Genomic DNA, 18,168 nt, shown 5'->3' with positions numbered 1-18,168 from the left:
TGTAGGAACGCTTGCCCGCGATTGCGTCCGGTTGCCAAGACAGTGGCGTCCGGCACACCACAATCGCTGGCAAGCACGCTCCTACAGCATCTATGGCTGCGCGGGCGGTTCCCAAATTCGACAATCGCTGGAACAATGCACGGCATTTTGTGCAGCCCGAACCGGAGAGCCGAACGTGCAGATTCAAGGTCATTTCGAACTTCAATTCGAAGCGGTGCGCGAGGCATTCGCTGCGCTGTTCGACGATCCGCAAGAGCGTGGCGCGGCCTTGTGCGTGCAGGTCGGCGGACAGACCGTGGTGGATCTGTGGGCGGGCACTGCCGACAAGGACGGTGCAGAGGTTTGGCAGAGCGACACCATCGCCAACCTGTTCTCCTGTACCAAGACATTCACTGCCGTCACCGCTCTGCAAATGGTCGGCGAGGGCAAGCTGAAGCTGGATGAGCCGGTCTCACGGCTGTGGCCCGAATTCGCGGTCGCTGGCAAACAATCGATCACCTTGCGCCAATTGCTGTGTCATCAGGCTGGCTTGCCGGCGATTCGCGGCTTGCTGCCCGCAGAGGCGCTTTACGATTGGCAGGTCATGACCAACGCGCTGGCCGCCGAGGAGCCTTGGTGGACGCCGGGCCAAGGCCATGGATACGCCGCCATTACCTACGGCTGGCTGGTCGGTGAGGTTATTCGTCGTGCGGACGGGCGCGCGCCTGGTGAGTCCATTGCCGCGCGCATCTCGCGCCCGCTGGGCCTGGATTTCCATGTGGGCCTGGCCGACGAGGAATTTCACCGCGTCGCCCATATCGCCCGCAGCAAAGGCAATGTCGGTGATGAAGCTGCCCAGCGCCTGCTGCAGGCGACAATGCGCGAACCTGCCTCCATGACCGCACGAGCGTTCACCAATCCGCCGTCGATCATGACCAGCACTAACAAGCCGCAGTGGCGGCGGATGCAGCAACCCGCTGCCAATGGTCATGGCAATGCCCGCAGCCTTGCGGGGTTCTACAGTGCGCTGCTTGATGGCAGTCTGCTGGACGCCGAGCTGATGAACGAGCTGACCCGCGAACACAGCCTTGGTCAGGACAAGACCTTGCTGACCAAAACCCGTTTTGGCCTGGGCTGCATGCTTGACCAGCCGACGGTGCCGAACGCGACATTCGGTCTGGGCAAAAAAGCCTTCGGCCATCCGGGCGCCGGCGGTTCGGTAGGCTTTGCCGACCCCGAGCGTGATGTGGCATTTGGTTTTGTAACCAACACGCTGGGTCCGTATGTGTTGATGGATCCTCGAGCGCAGGGTCTGGTCCGCACGCTTGGTGAGTGTTTGCAGTAACTTTCGCTGATAAGTGCTTGTTCTACCGACTGTCAGTTAAATCGCCCAGATCGGAACCGTAGGGCGGTTTCTTTTTCCAAAACGGCGTTTATGCGTGTTATATGGGCGCTGCTTCGTTCATTTTCTGATCAATTATTCGTGTGAGTCACCCATGTCTGCCAATAAAAGCCTCGCATTTGCTCTCTGCCTCGCCGTCACCGGCTGCGCTCAGACCCCTCAAAACTCATCTGCAAGCAACGACCATTGGTGGTCGTTCGGTGCTGGCAAGAGCACTGATGCTGCGCCTGCAGCAGCGCCGGTAAAGCCTGCCAGCCCTGCTGCCGCGGAAGTTGCCAAGTCCGAAGCCGAGAGCGGTACGCACTGGTACTGGCCATTCGGCTCCGATCATGGTGGTACCGATAAAAAGCCTGAGCTGGCAGCTACCCAGCCAGCCGCTAAGCCAGAGGTCGCTACGGCCGAGGACGGCAATAAGTGGTGGTGGCCGTTCGGTAACAGCCAGGCCCGCAAAGACGCATCCCCTGCTGTACCCAAGGTTGACCCGAAACTCACGCAGGCGTGGCTCGATCAGTACGAGCCAAGAGTGCGAGAGGCGGTCAAGGACAGCAAATTCCAGTTCGAGCGTCGCGAAGACGTTCTGGTCGTGACGGCGCCGGTCGACAGTACTTTCAACCCAGACCGCCCGGAGATGCTCCTGCCGATCAATCTCGGCCCCATCACTCGCATGGCCAAGGTCGTGGAAGGCGATCAAAAAACAGCAATTCTGATTCTGGGCCACAGCGATGTAGCCAGCGATACCAATCTTAAGATCAGTCAACAACGCGCCCAGTCGGTGGCGGCTATCTTCCGTTTGAGCGGTCTGGAGCGCAATCGCCTGAACCTGCGTGGCATGGGTGCAGTCATGCCGCGCGCGGCTGACGACAGCGCGGCGGGTCGTGCTCTGAACCGTCGTGTGGAAATCATCATGACGCCGCAGGACACCATGGTTGCGCTGATGGCCAAGTACAACTTGCCGCCTTCGCCGACGTTGGTCGCCGTGCAGGAGGCCAAGCCCACTGTCGCGCCGACCGCTGCCGCGCCTGCCAAGTCTGCAGCGCCAGCGAAGAAAGCTGCTGCCGCCAAGGCGCCGGCTGCCAAGAAGGCTGCGGCGAAAAAAGCAGCACCCGCCAAGGCCAAGGTCGCTCCCGCCAAGGCTGCGGCCAAGAAACCGGCTGCCAACGCCCAAGCGAGCGCCAACTGAGGGTAATATCGGTTTCCCGTTCACGGATACCGATTAAGGAAGGCAGTGATGAGCCAGCGTCTGGCTGATATGCGTCGTAACTACGCTCGCGAAGGGTTGACTGAATCGCAGGCGCCGCAAGCACCGTTTGCGCTGTTCCACCAGTGGTTCGACGAGGCGGTGAAAACCGAGCAGGCGCCGGTCGAGGCCAATGCCATGACGCTGGCGACCGTTGATGATGATGGTCGCCCTCACTGCCGAGTCCTGTTGCTCAAAGGTCTCGACGCCCAGGGCTTTACCTTCTTCAGCAATTACCAGAGCGCCAAGGGGCAGCAGTTGAATGCCCGTCCGTTCGCAGCCATGACCTTCTTCTGGCCCACCCTGGAGCGTCAGGTGCGTATTGAAGGTAAGGTCGTCAAAGTTTCCCACCAGGAATCCGACGCCTACTTTCAGGTTCGTCCGCTGGGCAGCCGCCTGGGCGCTTGGGCATCGCCGCAAAGCCGCGTAATCGCCAATCGTGAAGAGCTCGAAGCGTTGCTCAAGGTCACCGAAGAGCGTTTCAGTGACACCCAGCCTGACTGCCCGGATCATTGGGGTGGCTATCGCCTGGTGCCGGACCGGATCGAGTTTTGGCAAGGGCGCCCAAGTCGTCTTCATGACCGGCTGAACTACCGCCTCATCGACGGACAGTGGACTCGCGAGCGTCTTGCGCCGTAACGATTCGGCAGTGTGAGCGGCGCTTTCTTTGAATCAATCTGTCAATCCGTCGTCCATACTTCTACATGTGGCGCATTCTGTATAGCGCCTGAATGAACGTAAATTATCGGTACAGGTCAGTGACACCGCTCGGTGACGCAGAGTCTAATGACTACCTGTTCCTCTGGAGGCAAATGTTATGCGTAAGTCTGTTCTGTTGGTTGCGTCGTTCACCGCCATGGCCCTGACGCTGGGTGGCTGTACTTCGAGCCTGACTGGCGACTCGTATTCCCGTGATGAAGCTCGCCAGGTGCAGACCGTGCGCCTGGGCACCATCGAGTCGTTGCGTCCGGTGAAAATCGAAGGCACGAAGACGCCGATCGGCGCCGGTGCAGGTGCGATCGTCGGCGGTGTGGGCGGTAGCGCCATCGGCGGTGGCCGCGGCAGTATCGTAACGGCAGTCATTGGTGCGGTAGCCGGTGGACTGCTGGGTTCGATGACCGAAGAAGGCCTGACACGTACGCAGGGCGTCGAAATCACCGTGCGTGAGGACGACGGCAGCATGCGTGCTTATGTGCAGCAGGTTCAGGAAAATGAAATCTTCCGGGTGGGTGACCGTGTACGCGTCATGACCGTCAACGGGACCAGCCGAGTCAGTCGCTGATTTCTGAAGGCACATTGGGTGGGTTGATGGACGACCCGCTTACACCGAAAACGCCCCGATCCCTCGGGGCGTTTTTATTTGCGGGATCCGATTTTCAAACCGATTTTCAGGGCGTGACCAATGTAGGCTTTCGGCTCGCCATAGCCGTGATCGCATAGCCGATCAGCGCGGCGAGAATAGAGCCTGTGAGTATGCCCATGCGGTCCATCCCGGCGAACGCGCTTTCTCCTGGCACGAACGCCAATGAGCCAACGAACAGGCTCATGGTGAAGCCGATGCCGCACAAAATCGACACGCCTATTACCTGACCCCAATTAGCGCCAGTCGGCAACGCTGCAAGCCCGGTGCGGATGGCCAGCCAGGTCAGGCCGCACACACCTATTGTCTTGCCAAATAGCAGCCCCATCGCGATGCCTAGCGGCACGGGGTGGGCAAAACTGTCCAGCGTCACGCCGCTCAGCGATACCCCTGCGTTGGCAAAGGCGAACAATGGCAGGATGCCGTACGCGACCCAAGGATGCAGGCCATGTTCCAGCTGCTGTAGAGGGGAGGGGAGGTCTTTGGCCGTCTTGAGCGGAATGCAAAACGCCAGAATTACACCCGCCAATGTCGCATGTACGCCACTCTTGAGGACGCAGACCCACAAAATCAGGCCCACTAGCACGTAGGGCACGAGCTTCACGACGCCCAGCCTGTTCAAGGCGATCAGCGTCGCGATTGAAGTGGCGGCCAGCGCCAACGAGAGGTTTGACAGCTCGCCCGAGTAGAACAGTGCGATAACGATGATCGCACCCAGATCATCGATGATCGCCAGGGTCATCAAGAACAGCTTGAGCGACACCGGAACGCGCTTGCCAAGCAGGGCCAGCACGCCAAGGGCAAAAGCAATATCGGTGGCCATGGGAATCGCCCAGCCGCTCATCGCAGCGGGGTTGTCCTTGTTCACAGCCCAGAAGAACAGTGCGGGAATCACCATGCCACCGATGGCTGCGGCGCCGGGCAAAACGATTTGTGAGGGACGCGACAGATGGCCCTGAATCACCTCACGTTTTACCTCCAGGCCGATCAGCAGGAAGAACAGTGCCATCAGGCCGTCGTTGATCCACAACAGCAGCGGCTTGGCGATTGTCAGGGCGCCGACCTGCGCGACTACTGGTATTTCAAGCAGACCACTGTAGAGCCACGAGAGAGGCGAGTTATTGACGATAAGCGCCAACGCGGCTGCCGCAATCAACAACAACCCGCCAGCGGCCTCCAGCTGAAAAAAACGTTTGAATGTGTTGCGTACAAGCAAGGTCAACTCTCCGACATGCGCTAGGGGAGCAACACCGTACCTTGTGTTTTTATTCCTGAAAACAAAATATATATTCGATTTGGCTATTAAAAAGCTCAGTTAAACCTGTATACAGAAGCTCAAAGATTTTAGTTACAAAATGCTGCGCAGCTTATCCTACTTGGCCTGTAGGGCATGTCTGAAAATGTTGTAGCAGCTGGCGGGCCGACAGTAGCCATCCCAGGTCGTCACCGTCAGCAAGCCTGGCTGCTACAGAACCAACATCACTCGACGATGCCTAGCATGCTTCTGGCCACCGCCTCGGCAATCCGAATCCCGTCGACACCCGCCGACATGATCCCGCCGGCATACCCCGCGCCTTCGCCGGCCGGGAACAAGCCCCGCACGTTAAGACTTTGCATGTCCGCACCGCGAGTGATGCGCAACGGCGAAGAGGTTCGGGTCTCGATGCCGGTAAGCACCGCATCGTGCTGCGAGAAGCCTCTGATCTGCTTGTCGAAGGCCGGCAATGCCTCTCGAATTGCCTCGATGGCGAAAGCCGGCAGGGCATCGGCGAGGTCGGTAAGTTTCACGCCGGGCTTGTAGGAAGGCTCCACCTCACCCAGTTGAGTCGAGGCCCGGCCTGCGATGAAGTCGCCCACCAGTTGCGCAGGTGCCTCATAGTTTTCACCCCCCATGATGTAGGCGTGGGACTCCAACCGCTCCTGCAGTTCGATACCGGCGAGCGGGCTGCCCGGATAATCCTCGTCTGGCGTGATGCCGACCACGATCCCCGAATTGGCATTGCGCTCGTTGCGCGAATACTGGCTCATGCCGTTGGTGACCACGCGATTGGGCTCTGAAGTGGCCGCCACCACCGTGCCGCCAGGGCACATGCAGAAGCTGTATACCGAGCGACCGTTTTTCGCGTGGTGCACCAGCTTGTAGTCGGCGGCACCGAGTTTAGGATGACCGGCATATTTACCCAGCCGCGCGCGGTCGATCAGCCCCTGAGGGTGCTCGATACGGAAGCCCACCGAAAACGGCTTGGCTTCCATGTAGACGCCGCGGCCGTGGAGCATGCGGAAGGTGTCGCGAGCGCTATGGCCCAGGGCCAGGATGACATGCCTGGACTCGATCCGCTCGCCGTTGTCGAGCATCACGCCGTGCAATTGGCTGTCCGCGATCAGCACATCAGTGACGCGCTGCTCAAAGCGCACCTGGCCCCCTAGCGCTTCGATCTGCTGACGCATGTTTTCGACCACGCCGGTCAGGCGGAACGTACCGATATGCGGCTTGCTGACGTAGAGAATTTCCTCCGGTGCGCCAGCCTTGACGAACTCATGCAGCACCTTTCGACCGTGGAACTTCGGGTCCTTGATCTGGCTGTACAGTTTGCCGTCGGAGAAAGTGCCTGCGCCGCCCTCGCCGAACTGCACGTTGGATTCGGGGTTGAGCACGTTCTTGCGCCACAGGCCCCAGGTGTCCTTGGTGCGCTGGCGCACTTCCTTGCCGCGTTCAAGGATGATTGGCTTGAAGCCCATCTGCGCCAGCAGCAGGCCGGCGAAAATGCCACATGGGCCGAAACCGACCACCAGCGGGCGTTCGGTCAGGTCGTCTGGAGCCTGGCCGACGACCTTGTAACTGACATCAGGCGCTGGGCCGATGTGCTTGTCGTGGCTCAGGCGCGAGAGCAGGGCGGCTTCGTCGCGCACCTGGAAGTCGATGGTGTAGATAAATTGCAGTTCGCTGGATTTCTTGCGAGCGTCATAGCTGCGCTTGAACAGGGTGAAGTCCAGCAGCTCGGCACTGTCGATGCCCAGGCGTTGCACGAGCGCCGGGCGCAGTGCTTCGTCCGCGTGGTCCAGCGGCAGTTTGAGTTCGGTGATTCGTAACATTGAGAGGTCCGGTTTCGGGCCGCAGGATCGGCCCGGCAGCGTTACTAGAGCCGGCGATTATAAGACACATCGGACCGCAAGCGGTGCCCAGCGGCTGAAACCTTGGCAGATGATCCGGTGGCAGCACGCCTTGCCCGGCTAACGTTATTGAAAGCGCTGCCCCGGGCAAGCCAGACTGCTTGAGAGGGGCCCGCGCAGTCGAGAAATGGCTCAATCGTTACGCATTGCCCCGAAATACGCGCAGCCTCGCTGCACCTGGCCATTGACGCGCAGTTCGGCGGTCAGATGCTGCACCGAGCCGCTGATCGGATCGACACAGCGCTGTGGGGCGACGTACAGCTCCACATGCTGGTCGTTGGCGTCGGTAATCAGGTCGAAGCGGCCTTCGGGCAACTGCTCTTCCAGGTACGGCACTGCAAACGGCTGCTGGCCTTCGCGCTCCAGCACCAGCCCCTTGCCGCTGGCATTGAGGCTCCATTTCGGGCCGCTGCCGCTGGCGTGGATGGTCAGGCGCTTGAAGTTGGGATCTTCACAGGCATTGCCTGGGCGCTCGACGCGATACAGCTGAAAGACATCAGCCTGGCCATCACTGCCCTGAGCCCTGCTCGCGACGAAATTGCCGCGCACGTCGGCAAACGCCTTGCCGCTGCTGTCCACGACCGACGCCGCTTCCTGCAGAATGCCTGTATTTCCCTTGTCAGCGACGGCATAGCGGCGCTGCTCGTTGCAGGGCTGGAAGAACAGCTTGCCACCATCACCGCTCAGGCTGCCCTGCATGCGGATCATGCCCGCGGTGGAAACCTTCGCATCGGCGGATTGCGAAGGCAGCAACTGGCAGCCGGCGAACAGGGGCAGCAAGACGACGATCAGGGCAGAGCGAGCAGCGAACATGGGGCGGTCTCCAGACAAGTGCCGCCACGTTACTCAGGCTGATCGTTCATCACAAGGGGTGATTAGCCGACGCGATAAGTCTGTCCGGTTTGCAAGCCCTCGACACTTTTGGCATAGGCCAGCGCGACCTCGGCTCCCGCAACCGGCTTGAAACCTCGGAAGTACGGCGCGTAGCTGTCCATCGCTTCGACCAGCACGTTAGGGCTCACCGAGTTGACGCGCACGCCCCGTGGCATCTCGATGGCCGCTGCACGAACGAATGCATCGATCGCCCCATTGACCAGACTGGCCGAGGCTCCGCTACGAATCGGATCATGACTGGTGATGCCGGTGGTGAACGTGAACGAGGCACCCTCATTGGCGAATTCGCGTCCGATCAGCAGCAGGTTGACCTGGCCCATCAACTTGTCACGCAGGCCCAGCGCGAACGTGTCCTCGGTCATTTCGCCCAGTGGCGCGAAGGTGACGTTGCCGGCGGCGCAGATCAAGGCATCGAAAGGACCTGTCCGTTCGAACAGTTTGCGGATCGAAGCGCTGTCACTAATATCGACATGCTCGTCGCCACTTTTGCGGCCAATGCGAACGATGTCATGGCGCGGCGCCAATTCCTTCTCGATCGCCGCGCCGATGATGCCGCCGGCGCCAATCAATAGAATCTTCACGATGCAGTCCTTCTGTTAATGGGTCAGCCCTCAGTGTGAGCCGTGTTTTGCCACAGATAAATGCGTCAAAGCGCAATCCCGGTTTCTCGATAAGGAAACAATCATGAGCGAGATGGATGATCTGGCCGCGTTTGCCATGCTGGTGGAAGCCAACAGCTTCACCTTGGCCGCGCAATGGCTGGACACCAGCACCAGTCAGCTGTCCAAGCGCATCAGCAAACTGGAGAAGAGTTTTGGCGTGATGCTGTTACATCGCACTACCCGCAGCCTTACGTTGACTTCAGCTGGGGCCATCCTGTTGCCCGAGGCGCGGGCTTTGCTGGCGCAGCGCGATCGGGTCCGAGATGCCATGGCCTGCCTGAGCGAGAGTCTGGTCGGCACGGTACGGCTGACGGTACCGGTGTCACTGGGTGAGACGTTCCTTGAGGGGGTGTTGACGGAGTTCGCCCGACAATATCCCGAGGTTCAGGTAGAGCTGGACCTGAACAACCACTTTCGTGACATGCGCCGCGACGGATTCGACCTGGGCATTCGCTCCAGTGTGGGGGTCGACGAGCGGCTGGTGGCCAAGCCGCTGTTGTCCTTGCAGGAGTTGACCTGCGCCAGTCCCGATTATCTCGCGCAACATGGCAAGCCGCAGACGCCGGAAGCCCTGCGGGTGCACAGTTGCCTGCTGAACAGTCACCACGCCGGGCGCGAAACCTGGGTCTATCACCAGCGTCATGAATTGAGCAGGGTCACTGTACGAGGTGCCTTTGCCAGCAATCACTACGGCTTGTTGAAACAGGCGGCATTGCTAGGAGCAGGCATTGCGCGGCTGCCTTCATACATGGTGCACAAGGAACTCAAAGACGGGCGGCTGCAATGGCTGTTGCGTGATTACCAGACGCCCGTGTCGTCGCTGTTTCTGGTGCACCCGTTCGAGGGCCATCTGCCGCGACGGATCCAAGTGATTGCCGACTACCTGACCCAGTGGTTCGAGCGCAGTGCGGCGGCGTTGGAGAAGCTTTGATGCCGGTGGTGAGTTCAAAAAGGGCGGCTTGGCAGACCCGCCGCATTGGCTGGCGTCGTAACCTCCGGCGGCTCCCACAAGCCTTATGTTAGAGCGAAGACGGGTGACCAACTCCTGCAATGCTGAGTCGATCAGAGCCCTTTGGAGCGCATCTAGCTGAGGGTGACGCCGGAGGTTACGACGGCAGCGATGGCAGTGGGTCAGCCAGAAATAATTTCACTGACCCACCGCTTTCGCGGGCAAGCGCGCCCCTGCAGGCGAGGGCGGTGTTATCCCCCCAGATACGCATCCCGTACTTTCGGATCAACCAGCAGGTCCGCCCCTGAACCTTGCATCACCACGCGACCGTTCTCAAGAACGTAGGCACGGTTGGCGATCTTCAGAGCCTGGTTGGCGTTCTGCTCGACCAAAAACACGGTTACGCCGTCACGACGCAGTTGTTCGACGATCTCGAAAATCTGCTGAATGATGATCGGCGCCAGCCCCAGGGAAGGCTCGTCAAGGAGCAACAGTTTGGGCTTGCTCATCAGCGCGCGACCAATGGCGAGCATTTGCTGTTCACCACCGGACATGGTGCCGCCGCGCTGGTGGAAGCGTTCCTTCAGGCGTGGAAATAACTCCAGGACCTTGTCCATCTGCGACTGATAATCACCCTTGTCGGTGAAGAATCCGCCCATGGCCAGGTTTTCTTCCACGGTCAGGCGGGCAAACACACGGCGACCTTCCGGCACCACCGCAATGCTCTTGCGCATGATCACCGAAGATTCCAGGCCCACCAGCTCCTCGCCCATGTAGCGAATACTGCCGCTGTGGGCGCGTGGTGACCCACACAGGGTCATCAGCAGAGTGGATTTGCCCGCTCCGTTGGCGCCGATCAGGGTCACGATCTCTCCCTGTTGCACATCGATGCTGACCCCATGCAACGCCTGGATCTTGCCGTAGAAGGTAGAAACGTTGTCGAACTGCAGCATTTACGCTTCCCCCAGGTAGGCTTTGATCACTTCAGGATTGTCGCGGATCTGCTCGGGCGTGCCATCAGCCAGAGGCGTACCTTGATTGATCACCACAACGTGGTCGGAGATGCTCATGACCAGTTTCATGTCGTGCTCGATCAGCAGCACTGTGGCGTTGTGTTCGTTACGCAGCACGCCGATCAGCGCCTTAAGGTCTTCGGTTTCCTTTGGGTTCAGCCCGGCGGCGGGTTCGTCGAGCATGAGAATGCGCGGGCGCGTCATCATGCAACGGGCGATTTCCAGACGGCGCTGCTGACCATAGGCCAGGGTGCCGGCGGGGCGGTTGGCGAAGGCTTTCAGGTCAACCGCTTCGAGCCAGTGTTCGGCGTATTCCATGGCCTCGCGCTCGCTTTTGCGATACGCCGGGGTCTTGAACAGACCGGACAGGAAATGGGTGTTGAGGTGACGATGCTGGGCCACCAACAGGTTTTCCATCGCCGTCATTTCCTTGAACAGACGCACATTCTGGAAGGTCCGCACCACGCCCTTACGGGCGATCTGATGGCCGGCCAAGCCCTGAATCGGTTCGCCATCCAACAGGATGGTGCCCGAGGTCGGCTTGTAAAAACCGGTGAGGCAGTTGAATACGGTGGTCTTGCCGGCGCCGTTGGGGCCGATCATCGACACCACCTGCTTCTCATTGACGGTCAGACCCACGCCATTGACCGCCAACAGGCCGCCAAAGCGCATGCACAAGCCCGAGGCTTGCAGAAGTGGACGGCTCATCAGCGCTCCCCCTTGAGTTTCATGACGGGACGCTGCATTGGCAGGAAGCCCTGAGGACGCCAGATCATCATCAGCACCATCAAGGCGCCGAAGCCCAGCATGCGGTATTCGCTGAATTCACGGAGCAATTCAGGCAGCAGGATCATCACGATCGCCGCGAGAATTACGCCCAACTGCGAACCCATGCCGCCCAATACCACGATGGCGAGAATGATCGCCGACTCCAGAAAGGTAAACGATTCCGGGGTGATCAGGCCTTGGCGCGCAGCGAAGAAGCTACCGGCGAACCCGGCGAACGCGGCGCCCAATGTAAAGGCCGAGAGTTTGATGATCGTCGGATTCAGGCCCAGCGCACGGCAGGCGATTTCATCTTCACGCAGTGCTTCCCACGCACGACCGATCGGCATGCGCAGCAGGCGGTTGATCACGAACAACGCCAGCAGCGCCAGCAGCAGGGCGATCAGGTAAAGGAAGATCACCTTATTGATGGAGTTGTATTGCAGGCCGAAATACTCGTGGAAAGTCTGCATACCTTCAGCCGCTTTACGTTCGAAGGACAGGCCGAACAGCGTCGGTTTTTCGATGTTGCTGATGCCGTTCGGACCGCCGGTGATGTCGGTCAGGTTGCGCAGGAACAGGCGAATGATTTCCCCGAAACCCAGGGTCACGATCGCCAGATAGTCACCGCGCAGGCGCAGTACCGGAAAGCCCAGCAGGAAACCGAACGTGGCGGACGCCAGCCCGGCCAGCGGCAGGCAAATCCAGAAACCGAAGCCAAAGTAGTGCTGTAACAGGGCATAGGTGTAGGCGCCGACGGCGTAGAAGCCCACATAACCCAGGTCCAGCAGGCCTGCCATGCCGACCACGATGTTCAAGCCCAGACCCAGCATCACGTAGATCAGGATCAGCGTGGCAATGTCCACCGCGCCGCGGGAACCGAAGAATGGCCACACCAGCGCGGCAATAACCAACGCACCCAGAAACCAGCGTTGAGTCGATGGCAGGGTCAAAAAATTGCTGGCCTTGTCCGACATCAGTCGCTTCTGCGGACGTGAGCGCCACATGGCGCTGAGATGCTCATTGAACAGGACCCGAAGGAACATCAGCAAAGCAGCGGCGAAAATCACCAGCACGGTGGTGGTGCTGGCACCGACGACCGCCAGGTTGACGCCGATGATGTCCAGTTTCAACCCGAGGATCGGGTAAGCGACAGCCAGCACCAGCACTGCGCTGAAGAGAGCCGATTTGAGATTTCTGTTCATACTTTTTCAACCTCCGGACGGCCAAGCAGGCCGGTTGGCCGGAACAGCAACACCAAGACGAGAAGACCGAACGCCACCACATCCTTGTACTGGTCGCCGAAGATGTCGGCGCCGAACGCTTCTGCCACACCCAGCACCAGACCGCCAAGCATCGCACCCGGGATACTGCCGATACCGCCCAAGACTGCGGCGGTGAAGGCCTTGATGCCGACCAGGAATCCCGCGTTGGGGTTGATCACGCCGTACTGCATGCTCAGCAGCACCGCAGCGACTGCAGCCAGCGCGGCACCGATGACGAAGGTCAGGGCAATGATGTTGTTGGTGTTGATGCCCAGCAGATTGGCCATCTTGATGTCTTCGGCGCAGGCGCGGCAGGCGCGGCCCAGGCGAGAGCGGGAGATGAACCAGGTCAGGCCGAGCATGGCCAGTACCGTGACGATGAAGATCAGGATCTGCATGTACGAGATCACCACTTCGTGAGTGCTGCCGGGGCCGAACACGAAGTTACCGGGGATCAGGTTGGGGATCGATTTGTCCTTGGAATCCTGCGACAACAGCACGGTGTTCTGCAGGAATATCGACATGCCGATGGCGGAAATCAGAGGGATCAGGCGATTGCTGCCGCGCAGCGGACGGTAGGCGACCCGTTCGATGGCGTAACCGTAGGCACTGGTTACCACGATACTGGCGATGAACGCTGCGGTGATCAGCAGGGGCAGATTGTCCAGCCCCAGCATGGTCAGCCCGGCCAGGGCGATGAACGCCACGTACGAACCGATCATGTACACCTCGCCATGAGCGAAGTTGATCATGCCGATGATGCCGTAGACCATTGTGTAGCCGATGGCAATCAGGGCATAAGTGCTGCCAATGGTCATGCCATTAACCAGCTGTTGGAAAAAATGATAGATGTCTATCTCAGGCATTGCCGCGCTCCTAAAAACCTGCTCGGTGGTTCACTGGTGAAGTCATTCCCGCTCGCGCGTCGTGATCTACGTCCGCGTCCGGCACGAGCCCAGCGATTCACTGGTGCGGTTTCAAGATGTTCAGGGATCGGGATTCTTGTGAAATCCGTCAGCCCAGCCAAAACAAAGCCCACTGCGGTTGCAGTGGGCTCCGGGTAAGCGTGAAGGCTGTGATTACTTCACAGGGGCTTCAGTCTTGGTGCCATCTTTGTGCCAGGTGTAAACGACGAATTTGAAGTCTTTCAGGTCACCCTTGGCGTCGAAAGACAGATCGCCCGTCGGGGTCTTGAAGGTCCCGGCGTGAATAGCGGCGGCCACCTTAGCGGTGTCTTCGGACTTGGCGGCAGCGATGCCACCGGCAATCACTTCAACCGCGGCGTAGGAAGGGAATACGAAGGGTCCGCTCGGGTCTTCTTTCTTCGCTTGGAACGCAGCAACCAGTTCCTTGTTTGCGGGATCCTGGTCAAATGATTTGGGCAGCGTCACCAGCAGGCCTTCGGAGGCGTCCTGGGCGATCTGCGAGATGGAAGCGTTGCCCACGCCTTCCGGACCCATGAAGCTGGCTTTCAGGCCTTTTTCCTGCGCCTGGCGCAGGATCAGGCCCAGCTCAGGGTGGTAGCCGCCGTAGTAGACGAAGTCCACGTTGGCCTGCTTGAGCTTGGCGATCAGCGAGGAGAAGTCCTTGTCGCCGGCATTGATGCCCTCGAACAGCGCGACTTTCACGCCGTCTTTTTCCAGGGTTTGCTTGACGGCGGTGGCAATGCCTTCACCGTATTGCTGTTTGTCATGGATGACTGCAACGATCTTCGGCTTGACCTGTTTGACGATGTATTCGCCAGCTGCCGGTCCTTGAGCGCTGTCCAGACCGATGGTGCGGAACACCATCTTGTAGCCACGGGCGGTGATTTCCGGGCTGGTAGCAGCCGGGGTAATCATGATGATGCCTTCGTCTTCGTAGATATCGGACGCTGGCTGAGTAGAGCTGGAGCAGAGGTGACCAACCACGAATTTCACGCCATCGTTGACCACTTTGTTGGCGACGGCGACCGCTTGTTTAGGGTCACAGGCGTCGTCGTACTCCACGGCTTCGAGCTTCTTGCCATCGACGCCGCCTTTGGCGTTGATTCGCTCGACGGCCATTTTGGCACCGCTAAACTGCATGTCACCGTATTGGGCAACCGCGCCTGTTTTAGGGCCGGCAATGCCGATCTTGATGGTGTCGGCTGCGAACGAATGGCTGGCAACGCCCGCCAGAACCAGTGCGGCAAACAGCTTGGAAATCTGATTAATACCCTTCGTCATGATGCTCCACTCTTGCGTTTGTAATTTTTATAATCCTGGCGGCCAAAGGCAGCAGGACCGGATTATTTATCCAGGCCACACCCCCGGCAACTGTACCGGAACAGTTTAGAGCGCCGGTTGAGCGCTTGAAAAGCTGACTACAGGGGGCAAAGCCTCTTCATGTCGCTTAATCGAAAGAAAGATACACATTCCTGCCAGTTGGTCCTCCGTGGAGTGGTCCAACCTGATGGCTTGAACGAAGTTCTCTGCAATCAATCACTTGAAACCGGGTTTGAGCGCAGGAGAGGCAGCGTTATCATTGCGCCGATTTTCCAAACGGTGAAACCCATGAACCAAGAACCTAGCACCCTCTATGCCAAACTCCTCGGCGAAACGGCATCGATCACCTGGAAGGAATTGGAACCGTTTTTTGCAAGGGGTGCCCTGTTGTGGGTCGAGCCTTCGCAGGATTTGATCGCCGTGGCGCAGGCGTTTGCCCAAAACGCCCAAGGCAAAGTGGCGCTATGGTTGGAAAGCGGGGAGGTCAGCAAGCTCTCTGAATCAAAGGCGTTGGACCTGATGGAGCGCGCGCCCGAGTTGTGGGCTGTGGTCGTGGCTCCCTGGGTGTTGATCCAGGAAAGGGCGTGAGGTAAGAGCTGGCTCCATTTTGGTGCGTCATATGATGGCAAAGTGGGTAGTGCGGTAACTGCTAGAGCGCCACAAGTAGCGAAAGATCACAGGATGATCACCCCAATTGCTGGTGTGGCCTGGCGGAAGAAACATTCACAACTGTTTTGCCGGCCAGCGAGTCCACTCAAGAGTACGGTCCGGACCGCATTCATATCGCAAATCGCCGTTTGGTTAACGCTGCGGGCGGGAGCGGAAACGGTCGGCCCGGGGTTGGTCCGTTTCTCGGCAATCCTGTCCCGTGAACGGCGCGCCCGCGCTTGATTGAGCGGCCTCCAGCACCTGAAGCGCAGGCTTGGGTTCGCACGGTTTGCTTTGATTGAGCCGCTGCACCAGCGGCCTCAGGGTTTCAAGCGCAGCAGGCTTGCTGAACAGATAGCCCTGCACATAATCGCAGCCATATTCACTCAGGAATTCCAGTTGCGCCGGGGTTTCCACGCCTTCGGTCACAACCTTAAGGTGCAGCGTGTGGGCCATGAGGATGATGGCGTGGACAATTTCCATGTCCTGTGGGGATTGTGGGGTGTCGACGATGAACGAGCGATCTATCTTCACCGTGTCCAGTGGCAGACGCTTGAGATAGGCCAGCGAGGAATAGCCGGTGCCGAAGTCGTCGATGGACAACGCCACCCCAAGCGTTCGAATCTCGTTAAGCAGCAGCACGGTGTTGCTGATGTTGCACATCAGCGCGTTTTCGGTGACCTCCAGTTCCAGCCTGTGAGGCGGCACGCCAGCTTCCTTAAGCGCCGCATCGATTTCCTGAACGAGGTCTTGCCGGGCCAGATTCAGCGCAGAACAGTTCACAGCGATCACCAGTTTTTCGAAGCCGTGATCGCACAGTTGCGCCAGATCCCTGCAAGCCCGACGCAATACCCAGTTGTCCAGTTCAGCGATCAGGCCGTTGGTCTCGGCGATGGTGATGAACCGGTCAGGCGTGAGCAGCCCGTGCACGGGATGTTGCCAGCGCACCAGCGCTTCCAGCTTGGCGACGTGACCGGTGCGAAGATCCACGATGGGTTGATAGAACAGCAGCAGGCCCTGCCCCTGGCTCAATGCGTCGCGCAGTTGCTCCTCCAGGTGCAGTTCCAGACTCGCCTTGTTTTTGAGTGCTTCATTGAAAAAATGCAGGGTATTGCGACCATTGTCTTTGGATTGATAAAGCGCAAGGTCAGCGCTTTTCAACAGCTCGTCACAGGTTTGGCCATCGTCGGGGTAAATACTGACGCCGATGCTGGTCGTCATCACCATGCTTCGGCCAGCGAGGGCGATCGGATCTTTCATCCTGATCATCACCCGCTGGGCCATATGGCGCGCCTCCGCGATGGTGTGCAAGGCGATCAGAATGCAGAATTCGTCGCCGCCAAAGCGCGCGACCACGTCGCTGCTGCGAGTGGCGCCGCGGATACGCTCGGCGATGACCTTTAGCAATTCATCGCCGGCGTCATGCCCAAGGCTGTCATTGATGCGCTTGAAGTAGTCCACGTCGAGGAACATCACGGCGAGTTTGCCACCGGCTTGATTCTGCTCCGTCAGGCGCTCGGCGAAAATCTGATTGAAGCCGCGGCGATTGATCAGGTTGGTGAGGGCGTCGAAGTTTGCCGCTTGCTGCAGCGAGAGTCGTGCCTGATCGAGTTGACTGAGCAGCGCATTGACCCGCTGCAGGTCATGTTCCTTGGCTTGCAGCTTTTTATCGGCCAATGCCGCGCTGATGCTACCGGCGATGATGAGCATGACGATCAGGGCAATGGTCAGGCTCAGTTGCAGGCTGTTGTCGGTGGTGGGCATGCGCATTTGGGTGCCGTCCGGCACCGTCAACTGCAAGGCCCACATGCCCATGAAGTGCGTGCCGACAATGCCGGCGCCCAGCATCAGGCTCGCCCCTGATTTGAGCACTTGATGAAGCCTGCCGCTGCCCTGGCGCAAATGCATGGCCAAAACCAGTGCGGCCAAGCTACTGGCGATGGCCACTATGATCGAACTGGCGAAACGCATCGGCTCGTAATACTGCATGGCGCTCGAACGCATGGCCGACATGCCAAGGTAATGCATCGCGGTGATGCCCAACCCGATGCACACCGATGCCGTCAGGTACTGCCTTGCGCGCAATTGTGGGTGGCCAAGCGCTTGCATCATCACCACGCCTGCTACCAACGCGACGGCCAACGAGGCAACGGTGGTGGGCAGGTTGTAGTGCATCTCCAAGGGGGGGCGGAACGACAGCATGCTAATGAAGTGCATGGCCCAGATGCCTACCGCCAGGCATAAGGCACCCACAATCCGCCAGCGCAGCCTGGCGCTCGCGTTATCAACGTGTCCCACCCGTTCGGCGATGTCCAGCGTCGCGAAACCGGCGGCGCACGCCACCAGGTAAGCCAGCAGAATGAGCGAAGGATTGTGGGTACAGTTGAGCAACATCCGGTCGTGAGCGGGCATCGACGGTAAAAAATGCAAACCCAGCCAATCCATAGCACGTTCCATATATTCATCGCTGGAGAGACCTCAGTCCGGGTAACTGATGGCACTTTGCGATGAGTATACGAACCCGCCGAAGTTAAATACCGGCAGGAAGACGGGCGTAGCAACTATTTCGCTATAAGG

16 protein-coding genes are annotated in these 18,168 nt (G+C 59.3%); 6 read left to right on the top strand and 10 right to left on the bottom strand.

Translation table 11 applies throughout. From position 1 onward, the window contains the following. Window positions 1–175: 175 nt before the first annotated feature. From B3I26_RS05225 to B3I26_RS05210, 4 genes are all read left to right on the top strand, one after another. Window positions 176–1,324: a serine hydrolase domain-containing protein gene (locus B3I26_RS05225; RefSeq protein ID WP_296255825.1), complete on the top strand. Its 1,149-nt coding sequence runs from the start codon at window positions 176–178 to the stop codon at window positions 1,322–1,324. 151 nt (window positions 1,325–1,475) lie between these two features. Continuing rightward, the gene (locus B3I26_RS05220; protein ID WP_296255823.1) at window positions 1,476–2,561 is read left to right on the top strand and encodes an OmpA family protein; all 1,086 of its coding nucleotides are present in this window, start codon (window positions 1,476–1,478) and stop codon (window positions 2,559–2,561) included. Between the two features lie 48 nt (window positions 2,562–2,609). Further along, window positions 2,610–3,257, top strand: a complete 648-nt coding sequence (pdxH, locus tag B3I26_RS05215; protein ID WP_296255820.1) for a pyridoxamine 5'-phosphate oxidase — start codon at window positions 2,610–2,612, stop codon at window positions 3,255–3,257. A 178-nt stretch (window positions 3,258–3,435) separates the two neighbouring features. Next, a complete protein-coding gene (locus B3I26_RS05210; protein ID WP_296255818.1) occupies window positions 3,436–3,900 on the top strand; it encodes a glycine zipper 2TM domain-containing protein in 465 nt (154 codons plus the stop codon). A gap of 106 nt (window positions 3,901–4,006) precedes the next feature. Here the strand turns inward: B3I26_RS05210 and nhaA are convergent, their stop codons facing one another. From nhaA to B3I26_RS05190, 4 genes are all read right to left on the bottom strand, one after another. Beyond that, window positions 4,007–5,194 carry a Na+/H+ antiporter NhaA gene (nhaA, locus tag B3I26_RS05205; RefSeq protein ID WP_296255815.1) on the bottom strand — a complete coding sequence of 396 codons (1,188 nt, stop codon included), beginning with the start codon at window positions 5,192–5,194 and terminating at the stop codon, window positions 4,007–4,009. A gap of 263 nt (window positions 5,195–5,457) precedes the next feature. Then, window positions 5,458–7,071 (bottom strand): NAD(P)/FAD-dependent oxidoreductase, encoded by a 1,614-nt coding sequence (locus tag B3I26_RS05200; RefSeq protein ID WP_296255813.1) that lies wholly within the window; start codon window positions 7,069–7,071, stop codon window positions 5,458–5,460. Window positions 7,072–7,281: 210 nt separating this feature from the next. Beyond that, window positions 7,282–7,962, bottom strand: a complete 681-nt coding sequence (locus tag B3I26_RS05195) for a COG3650 family protein (protein WP_296255810.1) — start codon at window positions 7,960–7,962, stop codon at window positions 7,282–7,284. Window positions 7,963–8,024: 62 nt separating this feature from the next. Next, entirely contained in the window at window positions 8,025–8,624 is a 600-nt protein-coding gene (locus B3I26_RS05190; protein ID WP_296255808.1) for a short chain dehydrogenase, read from the bottom strand. Window positions 8,625–8,727: 103 nt separating this feature from the next. Between B3I26_RS05190 and B3I26_RS05185 the strand changes: the two genes are divergently transcribed. Continuing rightward, window positions 8,728–9,636 (top strand): LysR family transcriptional regulator, encoded by a 909-nt coding sequence (locus B3I26_RS05185; protein ID WP_296255806.1) that lies wholly within the window; start codon window positions 8,728–8,730, stop codon window positions 9,634–9,636. A 269-nt stretch (window positions 9,637–9,905) separates the two neighbouring features. Here B3I26_RS05185 and B3I26_RS05180 read toward each other — a convergent pair whose 3' ends face one another. The 5 genes from B3I26_RS05180 to B3I26_RS05160 all read right to left on the bottom strand — a co-directional run bounded on the left by B3I26_RS05180 (window position 9,906) and on the right by B3I26_RS05160 (window position 14,904). Beyond that, window positions 9,906–10,607 (bottom strand): ABC transporter ATP-binding protein, encoded by a 702-nt coding sequence (locus tag B3I26_RS05180; protein ID WP_296255802.1) that lies wholly within the window; start codon window positions 10,605–10,607, stop codon window positions 9,906–9,908. Next, on the bottom strand, window positions 10,608–11,375 hold the full coding sequence (livG, locus tag B3I26_RS05175) for a high-affinity branched-chain amino acid ABC transporter ATP-binding protein LivG (RefSeq protein WP_296255800.1): 768 nt from the start codon (window positions 11,373–11,375) through the stop codon (window positions 10,608–10,610). Further along, the gene (locus tag B3I26_RS05170; RefSeq protein WP_296255797.1) at window positions 11,375–12,637 is read right to left on the bottom strand and encodes a high-affinity branched-chain amino acid ABC transporter permease LivM; all 1,263 of its coding nucleotides are present in this window, start codon (window positions 12,635–12,637) and stop codon (window positions 11,375–11,377) included. The genes livG and B3I26_RS05170 overlap by 1 nt, the downstream gene beginning before the upstream one ends. Beyond that, complete coding sequence (livH, locus tag B3I26_RS05165; RefSeq protein WP_110950032.1) at window positions 12,634–13,563, bottom strand: high-affinity branched-chain amino acid ABC transporter permease LivH; 930 nt, start codon at window positions 13,561–13,563, stop codon at window positions 12,634–12,636. Before livH ends, B3I26_RS05170 begins: the two co-directional genes overlap by 4 nt. A gap of 213 nt (window positions 13,564–13,776) precedes the next feature. Beyond that, a complete protein-coding gene (locus B3I26_RS05160) occupies window positions 13,777–14,904 on the bottom strand; it encodes a branched-chain amino acid ABC transporter substrate-binding protein (protein ID WP_296255795.1) in 1,128 nt (375 codons plus the stop codon). A 327-nt stretch (window positions 14,905–15,231) separates the two neighbouring features. Between B3I26_RS05160 and B3I26_RS05155 the strand changes: the two genes are divergently transcribed. Continuing rightward, entirely contained in the window at window positions 15,232–15,531 is a 300-nt protein-coding gene (locus B3I26_RS05155) for a DUF2288 domain-containing protein (RefSeq protein ID WP_296255793.1), read from the top strand. 213 nt (window positions 15,532–15,744) lie between these two features. On the opposite strand, the gene B3I26_RS05150 is transcribed toward B3I26_RS05155, so the two are convergent. After that, window positions 15,745–18,036 carry a putative bifunctional diguanylate cyclase/phosphodiesterase gene (locus tag B3I26_RS05150; RefSeq protein ID WP_296255791.1) on the bottom strand — a complete coding sequence of 764 codons (2,292 nt, stop codon included), beginning with the start codon at window positions 18,034–18,036 and terminating at the stop codon, window positions 15,745–15,747. Between the last annotated feature and the right edge of the window lie 132 nt (window positions 18,037–18,168).

Origin of the sequence: Pseudomonas sp. UBA5706 (genome assembly GCF_002419965.1) — a bacterium.
Classification (GTDB): domain Bacteria; phylum Pseudomonadota; class Gammaproteobacteria; order Pseudomonadales; family Pseudomonadaceae; genus Aquipseudomonas.
This window is presented reverse-complemented; position numbering and strand designations above follow the sequence as displayed.